Here is a 20,005-nt window from a genome sequence, read left to right as displayed (position 1 = left end):
CCTACGGCCACTTCGGGCGCACCGACATCGAACTGCCCTGGGAACAACTCAACATGGTCGACGAGCTCAAACGGGCCATCTAGCGCCGGCCCGTCCGATGCCGCGGATATGCCGCAGCGGAACGTTATGGCTTTGTCGCACAAGAAAACTGGTATGCGGTAACTGCAGCCGCGCCAGCGAGAACGGCGCGACGCGACGAGATCGCGGCGGCCGCCGCCGGATTCGAAAGACCGTCGCCCGGCACCCGTCCCGCCCCAGTGTCCGCTAACCGCGTGGAGCCCCAAACCGCCGCAACAGAACAGGATTACTCGTGAGTGACCTTCCGTCCGACTTGTACTACACGGCCGAACACGAGTGGGTTCGTCGGAAAGACGACGGCACGGTACGGGTAGGCATCACCGACTTTGCGCAGTCGGCTCTGGGCGACATCGTCTTCGTGCGACTGCCGGACATCGGCGCGGAGCTCACAGCGGGCGAGGCATTCGGCGAAGTGGAGTCGACGAAATCGGTGTCGGATCTCTTTGCGCCGTTGTCGGGAACGGTGGCCGCCGTCAACGGCGATCTGGAAGGTAGCCCGCATCTCATGAACGCCGACCCTTATAACGCCGGCTGGCTGCTGGACATCCAGGTCGACGATTCCGAGATCGCGGCGCTCACGTCGGGTGGCGCGGCGCTGCTGGATGCCGATGCCTACCTCGGCATCCTCACCGACTGAAATCGCCGATAGTCCCGTCAGGGTCCCAAGATCGTTTCCACGCTGCGCGAACAGCGGCTCGGCCCGTTGCACGCACAGCAGCCGGACAAGCGTCCGCGCGGCTGAACAGTGTGGCCAGGGGCGGGATCGAACCGCCGACCTTCCGCTTTTCAGGCGGACGCTCGTACCGACTGAGCTACCTGGCCGGAAGGCATGGGCTGCCTCGCCGTGCTGGCGACCCTGACGGGACTCGAACCCGCGACCTCCGCCGTGACAGGGCGGCGCGCTAACCAACTGCGCCACAGGGCCTCGCTATCGCTCCGCGTCATTGCGTCGCGCGTACCCCCAACGGGATTCGAACCCGTGCTACCGCCGTGAAAGGGCGGCGTCCTAGGCCACTAGACGATGGGGGCCAGAACCGAATCACTCCGGGGGCACTCGCAACGCAACTACCGTTGGGAGCCACGTCAGCTTAGGTCACTGCAGGCCCAATCCTCAAACGAGCGCCGTTCGGGCGGTGTTCCGAACCCAGTATTCTGAACGTTCGCGCCCCTATAGCTCAGTTGGTAGAGCTACGGACTTTTAATCCGCAGGTCCTAGGTTCGAGTCCTAGTGGGGGCACTGAACAGGGGCACTGAATCGGTTATTACCTCGGCCGATGCCGCCGAGGGCGCTCCGGCGGCGACTGACATCGCTGGCCCTCGTTCGGCCGCCGAGCGACTTGGCTTATGCTTCGAATCGTGAGTGTCGACGCGGCCTACCCCAACGCCCCAGTAGCCCTCGTAACCATGGAAATCCGTCATCCAGCAACGGATTCCCTTACCGAATCCTCGAGCGGCGAGCTCAGACGCCTGCTCGCGGACCTGCTGCCCATCGAACGCCAGGCGCAGGACGTGGCGTGGGCGATGGGAGCCGGCGGGCAACCGCAGCCGGCGGCCGAGCGCTTCGTCCGTTACGTCAACCGCGATAACACTCTCGCCGCCTCGATGAAGACCCAGGCGGTCGTCATCGAGACCACGGCATACACCAACTTCGAAGAGCTGGTCGACCTGGTGATGCGGGTCATCGACGCCCGCTCGCAGTTCTCGCCGATCGTCGGCGTGGAACGGCTCGGCCTGCGCTACGTCCTCGAGATCCGCGTGCCCCAGGGCGTGGACGGCCGCATCGAGTGGGCCAACTGGATCGCCGAGCCGCTGCTCGGACCGCAGCGCATCGCCCCCGCCGGGCTGACCCTGACGGAATGGCAGGGCGCCGCGGTCTACCGCGAGGCGAACCCCGGGAAGTCGATGATCGTGCGCTACGGGCCCGGCATGGGCCAGGCGCTGGACGCCAGCTACCACCTGCGCCGCACCATGCCGGCCGCGCAGGGGCCGTTCTTCCTGCTGGACATCGACAGCTTCTGGACCCCGGCCGGGTCGATCCCCGAATACGACCGGGGCACGGTGCTGACGACCTTCCAGGACCTCTACGACCCGGCCCGGACCGTGTTTCAGGAGATGCTCACCAACCGCCTGAAGGACGACCTGCTCAGCCGCTAAACACAGCGCTGCTGTAGGTCACGTCGGCGAAGGCTTGGGCGACGTCGTCGTCGGGATAATCGAAGCCGTTGGCCGCGTGCAACTCCTTGACGGTCTGTGACGATGTCCGCCAGCCGCGCCGGCTCAGATGGTCGAGGATGTGGCTGCGCTGCCCGTGGTAGACGAGGTCGTTGAAGTCGATCTCGAATCCGAGTTCGCTCATCCGGTCATGGTGTGCGCGCCAGCGCTCGTCGGCGAAAACGGCGGTGTCGGGCACGAATTCGAAGGCCAGCCGGCTGCCCGGCGCGCTCAGCGCGGTGATGTTGTCGAACAGCGCGTCCTGGGCCTCGTCGGGCAGGTAGACCAAGAGGCCCTCGGCGCTCCACGCCGCCGGCGCGTGCGGATCGAAGCCCGCGGCCCGCAGCGCCGAGGCCCAGTCGTCGCGCAGGTCGATGCCGACGGTGCGCCGCTCGGCGGTCGGCTCGGCGCCCAGGTCGCGCAGCGTCAGCGTCTTGAACTCGATCACCTCCGGCATGTCGACCTCATAGACGACGGTGCCCGCCGGCCAGGGCAGGCGGTAGGCACGCGCGTCCAGGCCCGAGGCGAGGATCACCACCTGGCCAATGCCGCCGCGCGCCGCGTCGAGGAAGAATTGGTCGTAAAACCTGGTGCGGCAAGCCATGCCGCGCGCCATCCGCTGCGGATCGAACTCGGTTTCCTCGTCAACGGGGATCTGGCCGTTGACCAACCGGACGTAGACGTCGATGCCGACCGCGCGCACCAGCGGCGCCGCGTAGGGGTCCTCGATCAACTGCTCGTCGCTGGACAGCGCCCGCTGCGCGGCAACCATCGTCGCCGTCGCTCCGACGCTCGTCGCCAAATCCCAACGGTCGCGGTCGGTGCGTGCCATCAGTTCCCCATCCCAGCCGAAAAATATAGATAGCCTAGTTAATACCACAGCGCCGGCGGTCGCCCCGCGTGACTACCCTCCGACCTGTGACCGACTTCGCCCAGCGCACCATCGAATTGGCCCGCCGAAACGTCGCGGAGGGGGGTCGCCCGTTCGCGACGGTCATCGTCAAAGGCGGCGAAATCCTCGCCGAGAGCGCCAACCAAGTGGCCCAGACCAACGATCCGACCGCACATGCGGAAATACTGGCCATTCGGCAGGCGTGCACGAAATTGGGCACCGAGCATCTGGTCGACAGCACCGTCTACGTGCTGGCCCATCCGTGCCCGATGTGCCTGGGCTCGCTGTACTACTGCTCGCCCGCACAAGTCGTCTTCCTGATCACCCGCGAGTCCTACGAGCAGTACTACCTCGATGACCGCAAATATTTCGAGGTCGCGACGTTCTACGACGAATTCGCCAAGACGTGGGACCGGCGTCGCCTCCCGATGCGCTACCAGCCCGAAGCCGCCGCGGTGGACGTCTACCGGTTGTGGAACGAGCGCAACGGCGGCCGGCGCCGGTCCACCGTCGTCCCGCCGGTTTGAGTCGGCTATTATCTGCGTATGCATGCAGGTAATAGTGAAGATCGCCTGCCCGACGACCAGGCCGGCCTCGTCGTCGAGGTTTTCCGGATGCTCGCCGACGCCACCCGCGTGCAAGTGTTGTGGTCGTTGACGCACCGGGAAATGTCGGTCAACGAACTCGCCGAGCACGTGGGAAAGCCCGCGCCGTCGGTCTCCCAGCACCTGGCGAAGCTGCGCATGGCGCGGCTGGTGCGCACGCGCCGGGACGGCACCAGCATCTTCTACAGCCTGGAGAACGACCATGTCCGGCAGCTCGTCATCGACGCGGTCTGCAACGCCGAGCACGCTGGTCCTGGGGTGCCCCGTCATCACCGGGGCGAGGGCGAACTGAAGGTGGTCGCCCAACAGCCACAACGTGTTTCACAGCGGAAGGTGACACGATGACCGAACAGCACACCCACGACGCGCCGCACGCGCACGAACACCGACACGCCGACGTGGCCCACTCACATGCGCACACCACGCACGATCACGACCACGTCAGCCATGAGCATCCCCACGCCCACGACGACGGAACCGAGCACACCCACCCGCACGTGCACCAGTCCGACCTCGAAGGCGCGCACAACCACGCCCACGGGTAGCGATACCCGCTAGGAGACGTGCGGGCAATAGTGCTTCGGGTTGTCCCGTTCATCCAGCGGCGGCAGGTTGCGCGCCGGCGTCTGCACCAGCGGGGCATCCGCCGGGATTCGTCCGGTGACGCGATCCCAGCCGGCGCGCGCCCGGGGGTGTTTACGGTATCGCCTTGGCACGCAGGCGAAGACGAGGCGGACGAGGTCGCCGAAGCGGCGGTGCAGCCATTCGTCGCGGCGCGACCACTTGTAACCCATCAGTTCGCGCACCGGCGGATCGTAGAGACCGACCGTGAGCCATACGAAGAACGGGGCCAGCAGTTTGCGCTGCGCGGCCCACAATGGGTTCGGAAGCCATTGGGCGAACGGGGGTTTGGGCAGTGCGGTCAGGTCGAGGACCGCGCGGGCGGCCCAATTGTTTTCTAAGACGTTGCGGCACATGTGGTCCCAGTAAACCTTGAAGTCTTCCCAGGACGCCGGCACCGGGCGCATGCTCATGCCGTACATGCGATACCACTCGACGTGCTCATCGAAGAGCCGGCGCCGCTGCGCCTCGGTCAGGCCGCCGCAAAACCGTTCGGCCACATGAATCGTGCCAACAAAGAAGGTGGCGTGGGCCCAGTAGAAGACGTCGGGGTTCAGCGCGTGGTAGCGCCGGCCCTGTTCGTCGACGCCCTTGATGTCGGTGTGGTAGTCGCGCACCTCTGCGCCGGTGACCGGGGCGCGGTCGCAGTCGAACACGACGCCGCCGATCGGGTACAACGAGCGCAGCAGCCGCGGCCAGCGCTCCCGGAAGAACGTCGAGTGGTCGATGACCGCCGCACCCAGCTGCGGGTGCATGTTTTGCATGGAACCCGCCCACGGACCCTGCAGCATGCCCCGCCAGTCCCCGAAGTACCGCCAGGTCAGGGAATCCGGGCCGAGCGGCATCGGTGGCGCCGCGTAGCCCAGCGGCGACACCGGGCAGCCGTCGGCCACGACGGCGGAGCCGCTGGTCACCGAGCGGGGTGCGGAAGTATGTTGGGTCACTATTGGATTCCTGTAGATATGGGCAATTCTGACTACATACGTTGTCACTTTAGAGCTTAGGAGCGATGTGCCGACCGGTCAACGACGGGGCCGCTGGACGGGCGTCCCCCTGGAGAGCCGGCTCGCCCTCCGTCGCGACAATCTCATCACCGCCGGGGTGCAGTTGCTCGGCAGCGACCGCGGCCCCGCGTTGACCGTCCGAGCGGTATGCCGCAAGGCCGCGCTCACCGAGCGCTACTTCTACGAAAGCTTTTCCGACCGTGACGAATTCGTGCGCGCCGTCTATGACGATGTGTGCACGCGCGCGATGAACACACTCACCTCGGCGAAGACCCCGCGCGAGGCCGTCGAACAGTTCGTCGAGCTGATGGTCGACGATCCCGTGCGCGGGCGGGTGCTGTTGCTGGCGCCCACCGTGGAGCCGATATTGACCCAATCCGGCGCGGAGTGGATGCCCAACTTCATCGACCTGCTGCAGCGCAAGCTGTCCCGGATCGGGGATTCGGTGCTGCAGAAAATGATCGCCACGAGCCTGGTCGGCGGGCTGACCAGCCTGTTCACCGCCTACCTCAACGGCCGGCTGGGCGCGAGCCGCAAGCAGTTCATCGACTACTGCGTCAACATGTTGTTCACCGCGGCGGCCCCGTACGTCTCCGCCGCCGAGCAGACCAAATCCGAGTAGCGGTTTCCGGCCGCAGAACGACGACGGCGCGCGGGCGGAAGGAACTTGATGCTACCGGCGGGTACAGATATATTGACTGCAACCCGTAGACACAGATAACTGGAGGGGGGAACTATGTCAGCTCAGCTGACCGACCTGCAGCTGCTGCACGAGCTGGAGCCGGTGGTCGAGAAGTACCTCAACCGGCATTTGAGCGTGCACAAACCGTGGAACCCGCACGACTACATCCCGTGGTCAGACGGCAAGAACTACTACGCGCTCGGCGGGCAGGATTGGGACCCCGAGCAGAGCAAGCTCTCCGACCTCGCCCAGGTGGCGATGGTGCAGAACCTGATGACGGAAGACAATCTGCCGTCGTATCACCGCGAGATCGCGATGAACTTCGGTATGGACGGCGCCTGGGGGCAGTGGGTCAACCGGTGGACCGCCGAGGAGAACCGGCACGGGATCGCACTGCGCGACTACCTCGTGGTGACCCGGGCGGTCGACCCGGTCGAGTTGGAGAAGCTGCGCATCGAGGTGGTGAACCGCGGCTTCAGCCCGGGCCAGAACCACCAGGTTCGAGAAGACCTGTTCGCCGAGAGCCTGTTCGACTCGGTCATCTACGTCACGTTCCAGGAGCTGGCGACCCGCATTTCGCACCGCAACACCGGCAAGGCGTGCAACGAGCCGATCGCCGATCAGCTGTTGGCCAAGGTTTCGGCCGACGAGAACCTGCACATGATCTTCTACCGCGACGTCAGCGAGGCCGGGTTCGAGATTGATCCCAACCAGGCGACGAAGTCGCTGCACAAAATTCTGCGCAATTTCCAGATGCCCGGCTTCCAGGTGCCCGAATTCCGGCGCAAAGCCGTCTTGATCGCCGTCGGAGGCGTGTACGACCCGCGCATCCACCTCGACGACGTCGTCATGCCGATCCTGAAGAAGTGGCGCTTCTTCGAGCGCGAGGACATCACGGGTGAGGCGGCCGAGCTGCGCGACGACCTTGCCCTGCTCATCAAGGAACTCGAGGCGTCCTGCGACAAGTTCGAGGTGTCCAAGCGCCGCCAACTCGAGCGGGAAGCCCGCACGGGTAAGCGGACCACGGCGTTCGAGCTGCATCAAACCGCGGGCAAGCTGGCCATGAGCCGCCGGTAGTCCGGCTCGGGACACACATTGCGCATCGGTCCGATCACGCTGGCCAGCCCGGTGGTGCTGGCCCCGATGGCGGGCGTGACCAACGTCGCTTTCCGGACGCTGTGTCGCGAGCTCGAACAGGCGAAGGCCGGAACCGTCAGCGGGCTCTACGTCTGCGAGATGGTGACCGCTCGGGCGCTCGTCGAGCGCCATCCGGTCACCATGCACATGACGACGTTCGCGCCGGACGAGTCGCCCCGCTCGCTGCAGCTCTACACCGTCGACCCGGCGACCACCTACGCGGCCGCCAGGGTGATCGCGGACGAGAACCTGGCCGACCACATCGACATGAATTTCGGCTGCCCGGTGCCCAAGGTCACCAAGCGCGGCGGCGGGGCGGCGCTGCCCTTCAAGCGGCGGTTGTTCGGCCAGATCGTTGCCGCCGCCGTGCGGGCCACCGAGGGCACCCAGATACCGGTGACCGTCAAGTTCCGCATCGGCATCGACGACGAGCACCACACGCACTTGGACGCCGGCCGCATCGCGGAGGCGGAGGGGGCCGCGGCGGTGGCCCTGCACGCCCGCACCGCGGCGCAGCGCTACTCGGGCACCGCCGACTGGGAACAGATCGCGCAGCTCAAGCAACAGGTGCGGACCATCCCGGTGCTGGGCAACGGCGACATCTATGACGCCAGCGACGCGCTGGCGATGATGGCCACGACCGGCTGCGACGGCGTGGTCATCGGCCGTGGCTGCCTCGGCCGGCCCTGGCTGTTCGCCGAGCTGTCGGCCGCGTTCACCGGCAGGCCGGCCCCGACGCCGCCCACGCTGGGCGAGGTCGCCGACATCGTGCGCCGGCACGGCCGGCTGCTGACGGCGCATTTCGGCGAGGACAAGGGCATGCGCGACATCCGCAAGCACATCGCCTGGTACCTGCACGGCTTCCCCGCCGGATCCGAGTTGCGCCGGGCGCTGGCCATGGTCACGACGCTCGACGACCTCGACACGCTGCTCGGCCGGTTGGACGGCACGGTGCCGTTCCCGGAGGCGGCGGCCGGCCCTCGCGGCCGACAGGGCTCACCGGCCCGCGTGGCCCTGCCAGAAGGCTGGCTGGCCGACCCGGACGACTGCACGGTGCCGGCCGGGGCGGACGTGATGCACTCGGGTGGCTGAGCGTTAACAAACTCGAAATCGCATCGGGACCGATAACTCAGTACGATGTGGACCTTGCCGCATTGCGCTTCCGTGGGGGTCGGTTTGGTGCCGCTGCGGGAGCGCGCCGGGATTTGCGCACGGGCTCCCTACCGTCGCATGAGAGCTTCGGAGGCCGATAGGACATGAGTGATGGCGGCACCGACGCCACTCCTGACCATCGGCGCACCCCGCAACCGAAGCTGGGCTCGGCCCCGTGGGAACGCTTCGCCGAACCGCCGGGCGATCACGGCGTCCACCGCTGGCAGGCCGAGCCCGACCTGATCGAACACCCGGCCGGTGAGCAGGAAACGGCCGGCTGCCACACCGGCGGCGGGCTCACGGTCGCCGATTTGATCGCCAAGGTCGGGGCCCCGAACGCCGCCCGGCCCAGCCACCGCCGCGCCGCCCCCGACGACGAGCCCGACGAGGCCGCGCCGGAGCTGCCCGTCGAGCTGCAGGACACGCAGGTGATCCCGGCGTACTCGCTCGACGCCGCCGCGGAGCTACCGGACCTCGAGGCGGCCAATTACCCGAACGACGACGAGTTCGACACACCGGAGGGCGACCCCGCGCCCGAGAGCCGCGAATCGACGCCGAAGTCCCGCCGGCGGCCGATCCTGCTCGCCGCGCGCTCGGCGGCGGCCTTTTCCGCCGTGCTGGCGCTGGTGCTGACAGGCGGCGCGTGGCAATGGAGCGCGTCGAAGAACAACCGCCTCAACATCATCAACGCGCTCGATCCGAACTCGAGCGACATCCGGGACCCCGGTGGACAGTACGGCGACGAGGACTTCTTGATCGTCGGCGTCGACTCCCGAGCCGGGGAAAACGCTGACATGGGCGCCGGTAGCACCGATGACGCCGACGGCGCACGGTCCGACACTGTCATGCTGGTCAACATCCCGGCGAACCGTAAGCGTGTGGTCGCGGTCTCGTTCCCGCGCGACCTGGCGATCACCCCGATCCAATGCGAGGCCTACAACCCCAACACCGGCAAGTACGGACCCATCTACGACGAGAAGAAGGGGACCTGGGGCCCCAAGACGGTCTACACCGAGACCAAGCTGAACTCCGCTTATGCGTTCGGCGGCCCCAAGTGTCTGGTCAAGGAGATCCAGAAGCTGTCCGGCCTGAACATCAACCGGTTCATCGCCGTCGACTTCGCCGGATTCGCCAAGATGGTCGACGCCCTCGGCGGCGTCGAGGTGTGCAGCCGCACGACGCTGCACGACTACGAACTGGGCACGGTCCTCGACCACGCGGGACGCCAAGTCCTCGACGGCGCAACCGCGTTGAACTACGTGCGGGCCCGCCAGGTGACGACCGAGACCAACGGTGACTACGGCCGCATCAAACGCCAGCAGTTGTTCTTGTCATCGCTGCTGCGCTCGCTGATCTCCGAGGACACCCTGCTCGACCTCAACAAGCTCAACAACGTCGTCAACATGTTCATCAGCCTCACCTCCGTCGACAACGTCAAGACCAAGGACCTGGTCCAGCTGGGTCAGTCGCTGCAGGGCATGGCGGCCGGGCACATGACGTTCGTCACGGTGCCGACCGGCATCACCGACCAGAACGGCGATGAGCCGCCGCGGATGGCAGACATGCGCGCGCTGTTCGACGCCATCATCAACGACGATCCACTGCCCGAGGAAAACGACCAGAACGCCAAGGCCTTGGGCGGTAGTTCCCCGACGTCGGGAGCCGGCGCGGGCTCGAGCAAGGCGCCCACCACCAAGAAGACGCCGACCCCCACCGCGGCCCCCGAGGCTCAGCACCAACAGGTGACGACCACGTCGCCGCAAGACGTCACGGTGCGGGTTTCCAACGCGACCATGCAGAGCGGGCTGGCGGCCACCGCGACCAAACAGCTCAAGAACAACGGCTTCAACGTGATGACGCCCGATGACTACCCGAGTTCGGTGAACACGACCACCGTGTTGTTCTCGCCCGGCAACGAGCAGGCCGCAGCCACGGTGGCGTCATCGTTCGCCAATGCCAAGGTTCAGCGGGTCTCGGGCTACGGGCAGGTCATTCAGGTGGTGCTGGGCCCGGACTTCAACACGGTTGCCACTCCTGCCCCCACCGGCTCGTCGGTCAGCATGCAGATAGAACGCGGATCGGGCAACCCGCCGACCCAGCTGCCGGACGACCTGACGGTGACGAACGCGGCCGACACCACCTGCGAGTAAAGATTTTTGGCGGTACGGCACCGCCCATTTGCCGCGCCGAGAACGTAGGCTGGCCGCATGCGGACCGCCTACCACGAGCAGCTTTCGGAGCTATCCGGGCGCCTCGGTGACATGTGCGGGCTGGCGGGGATCGCCATGGAGCGGGCAACCCAAGCGCTGCTGCAGGCCGATCTGGTGCTGGCCGAACAAGTGATTTCCGACCACGAGAAGATCGCGGCGCTGAGCGCCCAAGCCGAGGAAAGCGCCTTCGTGTTGCTGGCGTTGCAGGCCCCGGTCGCCGGTGACCTCAGGTCCATCGTCAGCGCCATCCAGATGGTGGCGGACATCGACCGCATGGGTGCGCTGGCCCTGCACGTCGCCAAGATCGCCCGCCGCCGGCACCCACAGCATGCGCTGCCCGAGGAAGTCAACGGGTATTTTGCCGAAATGGGCAGGGTCGCAGTGGAATTGGGCAATAGCGCCCAAGAGGTAGTGTTGTCACGCGACCCGGAGAAAGCCGCGCGGATCCGCGAAGAAGACGATGCGATGGACGACCTGCACCGGCACCTGTTCTCCGTCCTGATGGACCGGGAATGGAAGCACGGCGTGGCCGCGGCCGTCGACGTGACGTTGCTGGGCCGCTTTTACGAGCGCTTCGCCGATCACGCGGTGGAAGTGGCGCGGCGCGTCATCTTCCAGGCGACGGGCAGGCTGCCCGAGGACGACACGAAACCCCTGACGAGCTAGCCGAAGCGGCCGGAGATGTAGTCCTCGGTCGCCTTCTGGGTCGGGTTGGAGAAAATCTTTTCGGTGTCGTCGATTTCGACCAGCCGGCCGGGCTTTCCGACGGCCTCCAGGTTGAAAAACGCCGTCAGGTCACTCACCCGGGCCGCCTGCTGCATGTTGTGGGTGACGATGACGATCGTGTAGTCCTGCTTCAGCTCGCTGATCAGTTCCTCGATGGCCATCGTCGAGATCGGGTCCAACGCGGAGCAGGGCTCGTCCATCAGCAACACGTCCGGCTGCACGGCGATGGCGCGCGCGATGCACAGGCGCTGCTGCTGCCCGCCCGACAGCCCGCCGCCCGGCTTGTCCAGCCGATCCTTGACCTCGTCCCACAGGTTGGCACCACGCAGCGAGTATTCGGCCGTCTCGTCGAGCAGCTTGCGGTTGCGCACCCCCTGCAGCTTCAGGCCGGCGACGACGTTGTCGCGAATTGACATGGCGGGGAACGGGTTCGGCCGCTGGAAGACCATCCCGATCGCGCGGCGCACCCCGACCGGGTCGATACCGGGCCCGTAGATGTCTTGGTCGTCGAGCAGCACGCTGCCCTCGACCCGGGCGCCCGGAATCACCTCGTGCATCCGGTTCAGCGTGCGCAGCACGGTGGTCTTGCCGCAGCCCGAGGGGCCGATGAACGCGGTCACGCTGCGGGGCAGAACCGACAACGTCACATCCGCGACCGCCTTGAACGACCCGTAATAGATGTTGACGGCTTTGAGGTCCAACCGCTTGGCCACTACTGCTCCTGCCTACGCCTTCTTGGGGGCATACCTTCTCGCGACCACCCTGGCCCCGACATTGATGATCGCGATCACCAGGATGAGGGTTAACGCCGCCCCCCACAACCGATCCGTGGGCGCCGGGTTGATACCCGCGCCCGCCGATGTCTGGTTATACATCATGCCGGGCAGCGTCCCCATGAACCCGTGGAAAACGTTGAAGTTCATCGACTGCGAATAACCGATCAGAATCAGCAGCGGCGCCGTCTCACCCATCACTCTGGCCACCGCCAGCAGGATCCCGGTGATGATGCCGGACAAGCCCGTGGGAACGACGACTCTGGCGATCGTCTTCCACTTCGGGATCCCCAGCGCGTAGCTGGCCTCGCGCAGATCAATCGGGACGATCCGCAGCATCTCCTCGGTGGCCCGCACGATCACGGGAATCATCAGCAAGACGAGGGCCAACGACACCGCGAACCCGGAACGGGGCAGCCCCAGCGTCGCCACCCACAGGGCGTAGATGAACACGGCGGCGACGATCGAGGGCACTCCGGAGAGGATGTCCACCATGAACGTGGCCAGCCTGCCCAGCACGGTGCCGCCGCCGTACTCGACCAGGTAGATCGCCACCAGCATGCCGATCGGGACCGAGATGACCGCGCATACCAGGCCTTGCAACAGGGTGCCCACCGTCGCGTGATAGGCGCCGCCGCCCGCCACGAACGCCGTCATGCCGGCCTGTGAATGCGTCCACCACGCGGTCGAGGCAACCGCCTTGAACCCCTTGGCAATCACGGAGCCGAGCACCAACAGCAACGGTGTCACGGCGAGCGCCATCGACAGCGTCATCAGCACGGTCGCCAGGGTGTTGGCCGCTCGCCGACGGCGCCCGACCGCCGGGAAGGCCCGCGGCTTGAGGGGTCGGTCCAGCATCGAGGTCATCGGCCGGCCCGCCTGCTGGTGGAACCGGCGACGGCGCCGCGAGCCAGGGCGTCGACGAGGAAGGTGAGCAGGAACAGCACCAGTCCCGCGGCGAGATACGCACCGGCCTTGTATCGGTCGTCGAATTCCGACGCGGTGCCCGCGATCTTGGTGGCGAAGGTCGAGCCGCCGTCGAACAGTGACCAGCCGAACGCACCCTGGGTGCCCCGCAGGATGATCAGCAGCGCAACCGTCTCCCCCACGGCACGGCCCAGGCCCAGCATCGCGCCGCTCACGTAGCCGGACAGCCCGAACGGCAGCACGGTCGTCCTGATCACTTCCCAGCGCGTGGCTCCGAGCGCCAGCGCGGCCTCGATCTCGTCGTTCGGGGTTTGCATGAACACCTCGCGGGTGACCGCGGTGATGATCGGCAGGATCATCACCGCCAAGACGATCCCGCCGGTGAAGACGGTGCCGCCCCCCGCGACCGACGCGTTGCCGGTGGCGAACAGGAACCACCAGCCGAGCGTGTGATTCAGCCAGACGGCGACGGGTCGCAGCTGCGGCGCCAGCACATAGAGGCCCCACACGCCGTACACGATCGAGGGGACGGCGGCCAGCAGATCGACCGCGTAGGCCAGCGGCGCGGCGACCCGGCGCGGCGCATAGTGCGTGATGTAGAGCGCAACGCCCAAGGCGATCGGCATGGCCAGCATCAATGCGAACACCGACACGAACACCGTCACCTGGAGCAGCCCGAGGATGCCGAAGTGCATGGCCGACGTGTCGGTGGTGACCCAGTTGCCGTCGTAGCTGAAAAAGTTCTCTTGATTGCGCTGCCAGGCCGGGATCGCGCGCAGCAGCAGGAAGCCGCCGATCGCGGCGATCAGCAGGACGATCAGGACGCCGGAACCTTGCGCCAGCCGCCGAAACACCCTGTCCCCCAGGCGCGGCTGGGCCCGCCCCCACGGGCTGATCGGCACCACCGGCGACTCGGGAAAGGGCGCAGCGACGACCGCACCCGAACCCGCAACGGATGGGTCTGGCGTTATCACCCTGATCCCGTCACAGTCCTGCTGTCGCTCCTTGCGCCCGCCGGTTACCGGATCGCATTGATCGCGGCGACCAATCGCTCCTTGACCTTATCGGGCAACGGCACATAACCGGCGGACGTGAGACCGGCCTGCCCGTCGGTCGCGGCCGCGCTCAGGAACGACTTCACCGCCGCCGAAGTGTCCGGGTCGTAGCCGTTCGAGCACACGATCTCGTAGCTGGCCAGCACCAGCGGGTAGGTATCCGCCCGCTGCGTGGTGTACATCGGGTCCAACTCGAGTACCAAATCGTTGCCGTCGGCGACGAAGCCGGCCGCCTGGATGGCCTTGGCGGCGGTGTCGTTGGTCAACGGGACCACGCCGTTGCCGGTGTCGATCAGGGCATACGGCAGCGCGGCCTGGTCGGCAAACCCCTTCTCGACGTAGCCGATCGCACCCGCCGTGACCCGCACCGCCTGGATCACTCCGGCCGATTTGGTGGCGCCTTCGCCGACACCCCCCTGGAACTCGGTACCCACCCCTCGGGTCCAGCTCTGCGGCGCGGCGGCCGTCAGATACTTCTGGACGTTGTCGGTCGTTCCCGACGAGTCCGCCCGGTAGATCGGCACGATCTTGGTGTCGGGCAGCGCCACGCCGGGGTTGAGCGCGCCCAGTATCGGGTCGTTCCACACGGTGATCCTGCCGCTGAGGACCTTGGCGAGGGCATCGCTGCTGAGGACCAGCCTCGGCACGCCCGGCAGGTTGTACACCAGCGCGACCGGTCCGAACACCAGCGGCAGGTCCCACGCCGGGTTTCCGTCGCAGCGTTTGGCGGCCGGGCCGATCTGGTCGGCGACCAGCGGCGAGTCGGATCCCGCGAAGTCGACGTGGCCGGCGATGAATTGTTCGCGTCCGGCGCCGGACCCGGTGGGGTTGTACGCGACCGCCTTGCCCGGGCACGACCGCCCCCACGCCTGGTTGAACAACGACATCGCGTTCTGCTGGGCGGTAGAGCCCTCCGCCGTCAGGCCGTTCTTGCCGCCGCAGCCCGCGCTGCCGGCCAACCCGGAGATGGCGGCCGTCGACGCGCCCCGGCGGTTGTCATCGCTGCCGCAAGCGCTCAGGGTCGTACCGCAGATCGCCAGCGTCAACGCCGCGACGGCCAGCGCCCTGCCCTGGATGTCGAGCCTCACCGATCCCGCTTTCTCCACGCGCTCCCCCCGACGCATGCAGGCGCCGTCGGCCGTCCCCAATGTGAGGTAGCCAACTCGCCCCGAAAGTATGCGTCGGTGCTGCCCAGAGAAGTCGGTAGAGATGAATGCCGGGTGAACGTCGGCTTGCGGTCAGCTGGTGGTCAGCGCGTAGGCGGTGTCGACGCTGTAGACGCTGAAGCCCAGGCGCTCGTAGGTTCGCACCGCGGCGACGTTGTCGGATTCGACGTAAAGCATCACGGTGGGTTCGGCCGCACCGGCCAGCCGGCGGGCCAGCGACTGAATCCCGATGGCTGTCAACGCCTGCCCGAGGCCCCGGCGCTGCGCCGACGGATCGACCCCGACGACGTAGACCTCGCCCAGGCCGGGTCGGTCGAGATGCACCTTGGTCCAGTGGAAGCCCAGTAGCCTGCCCGCCTGATCGCTATCCGGCGCGCCGAACGCCAGGAACAATCCCTCCGGTTCGAACCAGGGTTCGCCGCGCCGCTCCGCCAGGTCGGCAGCGGTCCACCCGCCCTGTTCGGGGTGTTGGGCGAAGGCGGCGTTGTTGACGCGCAGCAGCTCCGCGTCGTCGGCCGTTCCCCGGTAGGTGCGAATCTGCACCCCGGCAACCGGCGGCGCGGAACCGGGTGTGTCGCGTAGCGAGCGTCGCATCTGGACGAGTTCGCGCACCGGGACCAGCCCGAGCGCGGCGGCGGTCGCCCGGGCCGGCTCGAGGGTGCCGTGCGCCCAAAATTGGTTGCGCCCATCGGTTTTGGCTACCGCCGCGCGTGCCATGGCGGTGCCGACACCCCGCCGGCGGGCCCGCGGGTGCACCACCAGTTCCGCCATCCCCCCACCGCCGACGCGCGGCGGGCTGAGGTTCAAATAGCCCGCGATCGTCCCCGGCCGGGCACCGGTGACCAGCAGATGTTCGGTGCGGTCGTGCCCCAGTTCGCGCAGCACCTGTTCGCCAACGGGCGCGACCCCATCGAATTCCGTTGCCGCCGCGACGAGTTCGCGCACGCTCTGCTGCTCGGCGGCGGTGAGATCAGAACGCCAGTCGGGCGGGGTCACTGACTGCGCAACGGGTCGCCCAGCGGCTCTTGCAGATCCTCCGAATCGGACTCGGCCTCGTCGGCGTCGGCCTCGGCGGGGTCAGCGATCGGCGGGCGACCGCGCGCCGGCCGGACGGCCTTGTAACCGACGTTGCGCACCGTGCCGATCAACGCCTCGTATTCGGGGCCGAGCTTGGCGCGCAGTCGCCGCACGTGGACATCGACGGTGCGGGTGCCGCCGAAGAAGTCGTAGCCCCACACCTCGTGCAGCAGCTGCGCCCGGGTGAACACCCGGCCGGCATGCTGCGCCAGGTACTTCAGCAACTCGAACTCTTTGTAGGTGAGGTCGAGCGGGCGGCCACGCAGCCTGGCGGTGTAGGTGCCCTCGTCGATCACCAGCTCGCCCAGGCTGACCTTGCCCGCGCTTTCCTGGTCGGCCAGCCCGCCGCGGCGGCCGACCACCAGCCGCAGCCGGGCGTCGATCTCGGCGGGCCCCGTGCTGGGCAGCAGGATCTCGTCCAGCCCCCAGTCGGCGCTCACCGCCACCAGCCCCCCTTCGCTCACCACCGCCAGGACGGGGACCGACCGGCCCGCCGTGCTCAACAGCCGGCACAGCCCGCGCGCGGACGACAGGTCGGTGCGCGCATCGACCAGCACGGCATCCGCGGTCCCGGCCTCCAGCAATGAGGATGGTTCTGGCGGCGCCGTCCGGATGGTGTGAGGAAGCAGCGACAACGACGGCAGCACCGGGTCGGGGTGCAGTTCCGAGGTCAGCAGTAATAGCTCCAACTAGCCCCTCCAGCTCGGGGGGAAGGCGTCTCCCATTTCGTAACGCCACGACGCGTTAGTTGCCAGGACATCTAACGATAACGTGCCACCTGCCATTTCGGCGTGGGGTGGGCGCCAGTGTGAGCCCCGCCACCGGACGGCCGGCGACACGGTGGCCAGCGGATTACGCGACAATGTCCGGGTGCGCAAGGTGCTGATCGGCGCGGCGGCGACGGCGATGGCCGTCGCCGTACCGGTCGTCGGCGCCGTCGGCGTCGACTACGGAACCAGCATCTACGCCGAGTACCGCCTGTCGACCAGCGTGCGCAAGGTGGCGCATCTCGGGTCCGACCCGTTCGTGGCCATCGTGGCGTTTCCCTTCATCCCGCAGGCGTTGCGCCACCACTACAACCAGCTGGAGATCAAGGCCAACGCGGTCGCTCATCCGATGGTCGGCACGGCAACCCTCGAAGCAACGATGTACTCGGTGGACCTGACGCAGGCGTCCTGGCTGATCAGACCCGACGCAAAGCTGCCGGTGGGAAGGCTGGAGAGCCGCATCATCATCGACTCGATGCACCTGGGCCGCTACCTGGGCATCAGCGACCTGATGGTCGAGGCGCCGCCCAGGGAAACCAACACCGCCACCGGCGGCGTCACCGCATCGGGCATCTCCGACAGCCACGGGCTGGTGTTCAGCGGCACGCCACACTCCGCGGGCTTCGAGCACCGGGTCAGCGTCTCGGCGGACCTTTCCATCGCCCCCGAGGACCCCGCGACGCTGGTGATCACGCCCACGGGCGTCCTGACCGGGCCCGACACCGCCGACCAGGCCGTTCCGGACGACAAGCGGGATGCGGTGCTGCGCGCATTCGGCACCAGGCTGCCCAACCAGCGGCTGCCGTTCGGGCTCGGGCCGACAACCGAGGGGGCGCGCGGCTCCGACGTCATCATCGAGGGCGTCGCCCGGGGAGTAACCGTCACCCTGGAGGGGTTCAAGCAGTCATGATGACCGTGCTTATCGCGATTGCGGCGGCGGTCGCCGTGGCGACCGCCGCCGGGTGGCTGTTGACGCGCAGGGCGGGACGAGTCCGCGAGGTTCGTTCCGGGCCCGGCGGCGGGCCCGACGCCGGCGAGCTGGCGCTGTCCCGGAGCGGGCCGACCATCGTGCACTTCAGCGCCCCCTGGTGCGGGCCCTGCGATCGGGTGCGCCGGGTGGTCCACCAGGTGTGTCAGGACATGGCCGAGGTTGCCCACCTCGAGATCGACCTGGACGCCGACCCGGGCACCGCCCGGCGCTTCTCGGTGCTGTCGCTGCCCACCACGCTGATCTTCGACGTCGAGGGGCGTCAGCGGTACCGCGCCTCCGGGGTGCCCAAGGCCGCCGACCTGCGTTCGGCGCTGCAGCCTCTGTTGGCTTGAGCGCTGGGTCATTGGGTAAGCTTGCCGACGTGTCAGCCCGCCTGGAGCCCATGCTCACCACGCGTCGCACAGTCGATCTGTGCCGCACCGCGGGCTGTTGTTGTTGCTGTAGCTGCTGAGTAGCAGCGCCCTGCGCGCACTCGGAGCGGTTTCGGTCCCCCACCCCGGGCTCCCAAAAACGTGCCTCCACCCGTCTTCCGCGCAACAAGAATTTCTAGGAGTCGTTCCCGTGCCAAGCAGCAACACCGCCGTGCAGCCCGACCGCGTCGACGTGCGCGGGCCCAGGTTCGCCGCCTGGGTCACCACCGCGGTCCTTGTGCTCACCCTCATTGTTTCGGCCGTCAGCCCGCTGGCGGCCGCTCTCATTCTCGGGGCGCAGGCCGTGATCTTCTCCGTCGGCGCCCTCGGCGGGCCCCGCCGCCACCCCTATGGCCGGGTGTTTGCCCGCCTCGTGGCGCCCCGCCTGGGACCCGTCAGCGAGCGCGAGCCCGTCGCGCCGCTGAAGTTCGCCCAACTCGTCGGCCTGATCTTCGCGGTCGTCGGTGTCGTGGGATTTGCCGTTGGCGCCTTCGTGCTCGGCCTGATCGCCACCGCGGCCGCGCTGGTGGCCGCGTTCCTCAACGCGGCCTTCGGCATCTGCCTGGGCTGCCAGCTCTACCCGTTGGTCGCACGCTTCCGACCGACTCCCGCATAACTTCGTCCGAAGCAATCGAAAGGAACACCCACCATGGCACGCTCCGACGTCCTGGTCTCCGCGGACTGGGCCCAGAGCAATCTCGATGCCGGAAACGTCGTCTTCGTCGAAGTGGACGAGGACGCCAGCGCGTACGACACCGGCCACATCGCCGGCGCGATCAAGCTGGACTGGCGCACCGATCTGCAGGACCCCGTCAAGCGCGACTTCGTGGACGCACAGCAGTTCTCCAAACTGCTGTCGGACCGCGGCATCTCGAACGACGACACCGTGGTCCTCTACGGCGGCAACAACAACTGGTTCGCCGCCTACGCCTACTGGTATTTCAAGCTGTACGGCCACGCCGACGTCAAGCTGCTCGACGGCGGACGCAAGAAGTGGGAACTCGACGGCCGCCCGCTGACCACCGACACCGTCAACCGGCCGGCCACCTCCTACACCGCGGCCCCGCCGGACAACAGCATCCGCGCCTTCCGCGACGAGGTCATCGCGGCCATCAACGTCAAGAACCTCGTCGACGTGCGCTCCCCCGACGAGTTCTCGGGCAAGATCCTCGCGCCGGCGCACCTGCCGCAGGAGCAAAGCCAGCGGCCGGGCCATGTCCCCGGCGCGATCAACGTGCCCTGGAGCCGGGCCGCCAACGAGGACGGCACCTTCAAGTCCGACGAGGAGCTGGCGAAGCTCTACGCCGACGCCGGACTGGACGGCACCAAGGAGACCATCGCGTACTGCCGGATCGGGGAACGTTCGTCGCACACCTGGTTCGTGCTGCGGGAATTACTGGGCCACAGAAACGTCAAGAACTACGACGGCAGTTGGACGGAATACGGCTCCCTGGTGGGTGCCCCGATCGAGTTGGGAAGCTGATATGTGCTCTGGACCGAAGCAAGGACTGACGTTGCCCG

At 67.4% G+C, this 20,005-nt stretch carries 24 protein-coding genes and 4 tRNA genes; 17 read left to right on the top strand and 11 right to left on the bottom strand.

Translation table 11 applies throughout. The features are described 5' to 3' along the window. Together A5673_RS29805 and gcvH are read left to right on the top strand one after the other, a co-directional pair. On the top strand, window positions 1–83 hold an 83-nt coding region (locus tag A5673_RS29805; RefSeq protein ID WP_231970792.1), incomplete at its 5' end, for a hypothetical protein. A 227-nt stretch (window positions 84–310) separates the two neighbouring features. After that, window positions 311–715 (top strand): glycine cleavage system protein GcvH, encoded by a 405-nt coding sequence (gene gcvH / locus A5673_RS01910; RefSeq protein ID WP_068226805.1) that lies wholly within the window; start codon window positions 311–313, stop codon window positions 713–715. Window positions 716–826: 111 nt separating this feature from the next. Here the strand turns inward: gcvH and A5673_RS01905 are convergent. The 3 genes from A5673_RS01905 to A5673_RS01895 form a co-directional block, all read right to left on the bottom strand. Continuing rightward, window positions 827–900: transfer RNA gene (locus A5673_RS01905), tRNA-Phe, on the bottom strand. 26 nt (window positions 901–926) lie between these two features. Then, a tRNA-Asp gene (locus tag A5673_RS01900) sits at window positions 927–1,003 on the bottom strand. A 31-nt stretch (window positions 1,004–1,034) separates the two neighbouring features. Beyond that, window positions 1,035–1,107 (bottom strand) — tRNA-Glu (locus tag A5673_RS01895). 135 nt (window positions 1,108–1,242) lie between these two features. Between A5673_RS01895 and A5673_RS01890 the strand changes: the two genes are divergently transcribed. Further along, a tRNA-Lys gene (locus A5673_RS01890) sits at window positions 1,243–1,315 on the top strand. A 107-nt stretch (window positions 1,316–1,422) separates the two neighbouring features. Further along, a complete protein-coding gene (locus A5673_RS01885; RefSeq protein ID WP_068226804.1) occupies window positions 1,423–2,232 on the top strand; it encodes a TIGR04255 family protein in 810 nt (269 codons plus the stop codon). Here the strand turns inward: A5673_RS01885 and A5673_RS01880 are convergent. Then, window positions 2,222–3,121: a class I SAM-dependent methyltransferase gene (locus tag A5673_RS01880; protein ID WP_068226803.1), complete on the bottom strand. Its 900-nt coding sequence runs from the start codon at window positions 3,119–3,121 to the stop codon at window positions 2,222–2,224. The genes A5673_RS01885 and A5673_RS01880 overlap by 11 nt on opposite strands. A gap of 86 nt (window positions 3,122–3,207) precedes the next feature. Here A5673_RS01880 and A5673_RS01875 point away from each other — a divergent pair, with 86 nt between their 5' ends. The 3 genes from A5673_RS01875 to A5673_RS28080 are packed head-to-tail and all read left to right on the top strand — an operon-like array spanning window position 3,208 to window position 4,331. Further along, on the top strand, window positions 3,208–3,708 hold the full coding sequence (locus A5673_RS01875; RefSeq protein WP_068226802.1) for a nucleoside deaminase: 501 nt from the start codon (window positions 3,208–3,210) through the stop codon (window positions 3,706–3,708). 18 nt (window positions 3,709–3,726) lie between these two features. Then, window positions 3,727–4,131 (top strand): metalloregulator ArsR/SmtB family transcription factor, encoded by a 405-nt coding sequence (locus A5673_RS01870; protein ID WP_068226801.1) that lies wholly within the window; start codon window positions 3,727–3,729, stop codon window positions 4,129–4,131. Continuing rightward, on the top strand, window positions 4,128–4,331 hold the full coding sequence (locus A5673_RS28080) for a zinc transporter Slc39a7 (protein ID WP_082958495.1): 204 nt from the start codon (window positions 4,128–4,130) through the stop codon (window positions 4,329–4,331). Before A5673_RS01870 ends, A5673_RS28080 begins: the two co-directional genes overlap by 4 nt. Before the next feature lie 9 nt (window positions 4,332–4,340). Here the strand turns inward: A5673_RS28080 and A5673_RS01865 are convergent, their stop codons facing one another. Beyond that, entirely contained in the window at window positions 4,341–5,351 is a 1,011-nt protein-coding gene (locus A5673_RS01865) for an oxygenase MpaB family protein (protein WP_231970787.1), read from the bottom strand. A 67-nt stretch (window positions 5,352–5,418) separates the two neighbouring features. On the opposite strand from A5673_RS01865, the gene A5673_RS01860 reads away from it, so the two are divergent. From A5673_RS01860 to phoU, 5 genes are all read left to right on the top strand, one after another. After that, window positions 5,419–6,033 carry a TetR/AcrR family transcriptional regulator gene (locus A5673_RS01860; RefSeq protein ID WP_156747764.1) on the top strand — a complete coding sequence of 205 codons (615 nt, stop codon included), beginning with the start codon at window positions 5,419–5,421 and terminating at the stop codon, window positions 6,031–6,033. Window positions 6,034–6,147: 114 nt separating this feature from the next. Next, window positions 6,148–7,170 (top strand): acyl-ACP desaturase, encoded by a 1,023-nt coding sequence (locus tag A5673_RS01855; protein WP_068226800.1) that lies wholly within the window; start codon window positions 6,148–6,150, stop codon window positions 7,168–7,170. Between the two features lie 18 nt (window positions 7,171–7,188). Next, window positions 7,189–8,322, top strand: coding sequence for a tRNA dihydrouridine synthase DusB (dusB, locus tag A5673_RS01850; RefSeq protein WP_068226799.1), 1,134 nt, complete (start codon window positions 7,189–7,191; stop codon window positions 8,320–8,322). 164 nt (window positions 8,323–8,486) lie between these two features. Beyond that, the gene (locus A5673_RS01845; protein ID WP_068226798.1) at window positions 8,487–10,532 is read left to right on the top strand and encodes an LCP family protein; all 2,046 of its coding nucleotides are present in this window, start codon (window positions 8,487–8,489) and stop codon (window positions 10,530–10,532) included. Window positions 10,533–10,589: 57 nt separating this feature from the next. Beyond that, window positions 10,590–11,258, top strand: a complete 669-nt coding sequence (gene phoU / locus A5673_RS01840; protein ID WP_066915931.1) for a phosphate signaling complex protein PhoU — start codon at window positions 10,590–10,592, stop codon at window positions 11,256–11,258. On the opposite strand, the gene pstB is transcribed toward phoU, so the two are convergent. The 6 genes from pstB to A5673_RS01810 form a co-directional block, all read right to left on the bottom strand. Next, window positions 11,255–12,031 carry a phosphate ABC transporter ATP-binding protein PstB gene (gene pstB, locus A5673_RS01835; RefSeq protein WP_066966881.1) on the bottom strand — a complete coding sequence of 259 codons (777 nt, stop codon included), beginning with the start codon at window positions 12,029–12,031 and terminating at the stop codon, window positions 11,255–11,257. The two genes, phoU and pstB, sit on opposite strands and share 4 nt — an antisense overlap. Window positions 12,032–12,043: 12 nt before the next feature. Then, a complete protein-coding gene (gene pstA / locus A5673_RS01830) occupies window positions 12,044–12,958 on the bottom strand; it encodes a phosphate ABC transporter permease PstA (protein ID WP_068226797.1) in 915 nt (304 codons plus the stop codon). Continuing rightward, window positions 12,955–13,998: a phosphate ABC transporter permease subunit PstC gene (gene pstC / locus A5673_RS01825; protein ID WP_369806452.1), complete on the bottom strand. Its 1,044-nt coding sequence runs from the start codon at window positions 13,996–13,998 to the stop codon at window positions 12,955–12,957. The genes pstA and pstC overlap by 4 nt, the downstream gene beginning before the upstream one ends. Before the next feature lie 38 nt (window positions 13,999–14,036). Further along, window positions 14,037–15,161 carry a phosphate ABC transporter substrate-binding protein PstS gene (gene pstS / locus A5673_RS01820; protein WP_068226807.1) on the bottom strand — a complete coding sequence of 375 codons (1,125 nt, stop codon included), beginning with the start codon at window positions 15,159–15,161 and terminating at the stop codon, window positions 14,037–14,039. 150 nt (window positions 15,162–15,311) lie between these two features. Continuing rightward, a complete protein-coding gene (gene mshD / locus A5673_RS01815; RefSeq protein ID WP_068226796.1) occupies window positions 15,312–16,235 on the bottom strand; it encodes a mycothiol synthase in 924 nt (307 codons plus the stop codon). Further along, a complete protein-coding gene (locus A5673_RS01810) occupies window positions 16,232–17,005 on the bottom strand; it encodes a response regulator transcription factor (protein WP_068226795.1) in 774 nt (257 codons plus the stop codon). The genes mshD and A5673_RS01810 overlap by 4 nt, the downstream gene beginning before the upstream one ends. 217 nt (window positions 17,006–17,222) lie before the next feature. Here A5673_RS01810 and lmeA point away from each other — a divergent pair, with 217 nt between their 5' ends. The 5 genes from lmeA to A5673_RS01790 all read left to right on the top strand — a co-directional run bounded on the left by lmeA (window position 17,223) and on the right by A5673_RS01790 (window position 19,967). Next, the gene (gene lmeA, locus A5673_RS01805; RefSeq protein ID WP_068226806.1) at window positions 17,223–17,993 is read left to right on the top strand and encodes a mannan chain length control protein LmeA; all 771 of its coding nucleotides are present in this window, start codon (window positions 17,223–17,225) and stop codon (window positions 17,991–17,993) included. Beyond that, complete coding sequence (locus A5673_RS01800) at window positions 17,990–18,406, top strand: thioredoxin family protein (RefSeq protein ID WP_068226794.1); 417 nt, start codon at window positions 17,990–17,992, stop codon at window positions 18,404–18,406. Before lmeA ends, A5673_RS01800 begins: the two co-directional genes overlap by 4 nt. A 29-nt stretch (window positions 18,407–18,435) precedes the next feature. Beyond that, window positions 18,436–18,525 (top strand): Ms5788A family Cys-rich leader peptide, encoded by a 90-nt coding sequence (locus tag A5673_RS30545; RefSeq protein ID WP_369806451.1) that lies wholly within the window; start codon window positions 18,436–18,438, stop codon window positions 18,523–18,525. A gap of 110 nt (window positions 18,526–18,635) precedes the next feature. After that, complete coding sequence (locus tag A5673_RS01795) at window positions 18,636–19,100, top strand: DUF4395 domain-containing protein (protein ID WP_068226793.1); 465 nt, start codon at window positions 18,636–18,638, stop codon at window positions 19,098–19,100. 33 nt (window positions 19,101–19,133) lie between these two features. Next, complete coding sequence (locus tag A5673_RS01790) at window positions 19,134–19,967, top strand: sulfurtransferase (protein WP_068226792.1); 834 nt, start codon at window positions 19,134–19,136, stop codon at window positions 19,965–19,967. Window positions 19,968–20,005: the final 38 nt, after the last annotated feature.

It is taken from the genome of Mycobacterium sp. E3198, from assembly GCF_001667015.1.
In the GTDB taxonomy this organism is placed as follows: Bacteria; Actinomycetota; Actinomycetes; order Mycobacteriales; family Mycobacteriaceae; genus Mycobacterium.
This window is presented reverse-complemented; position numbering and strand designations above follow the sequence as displayed.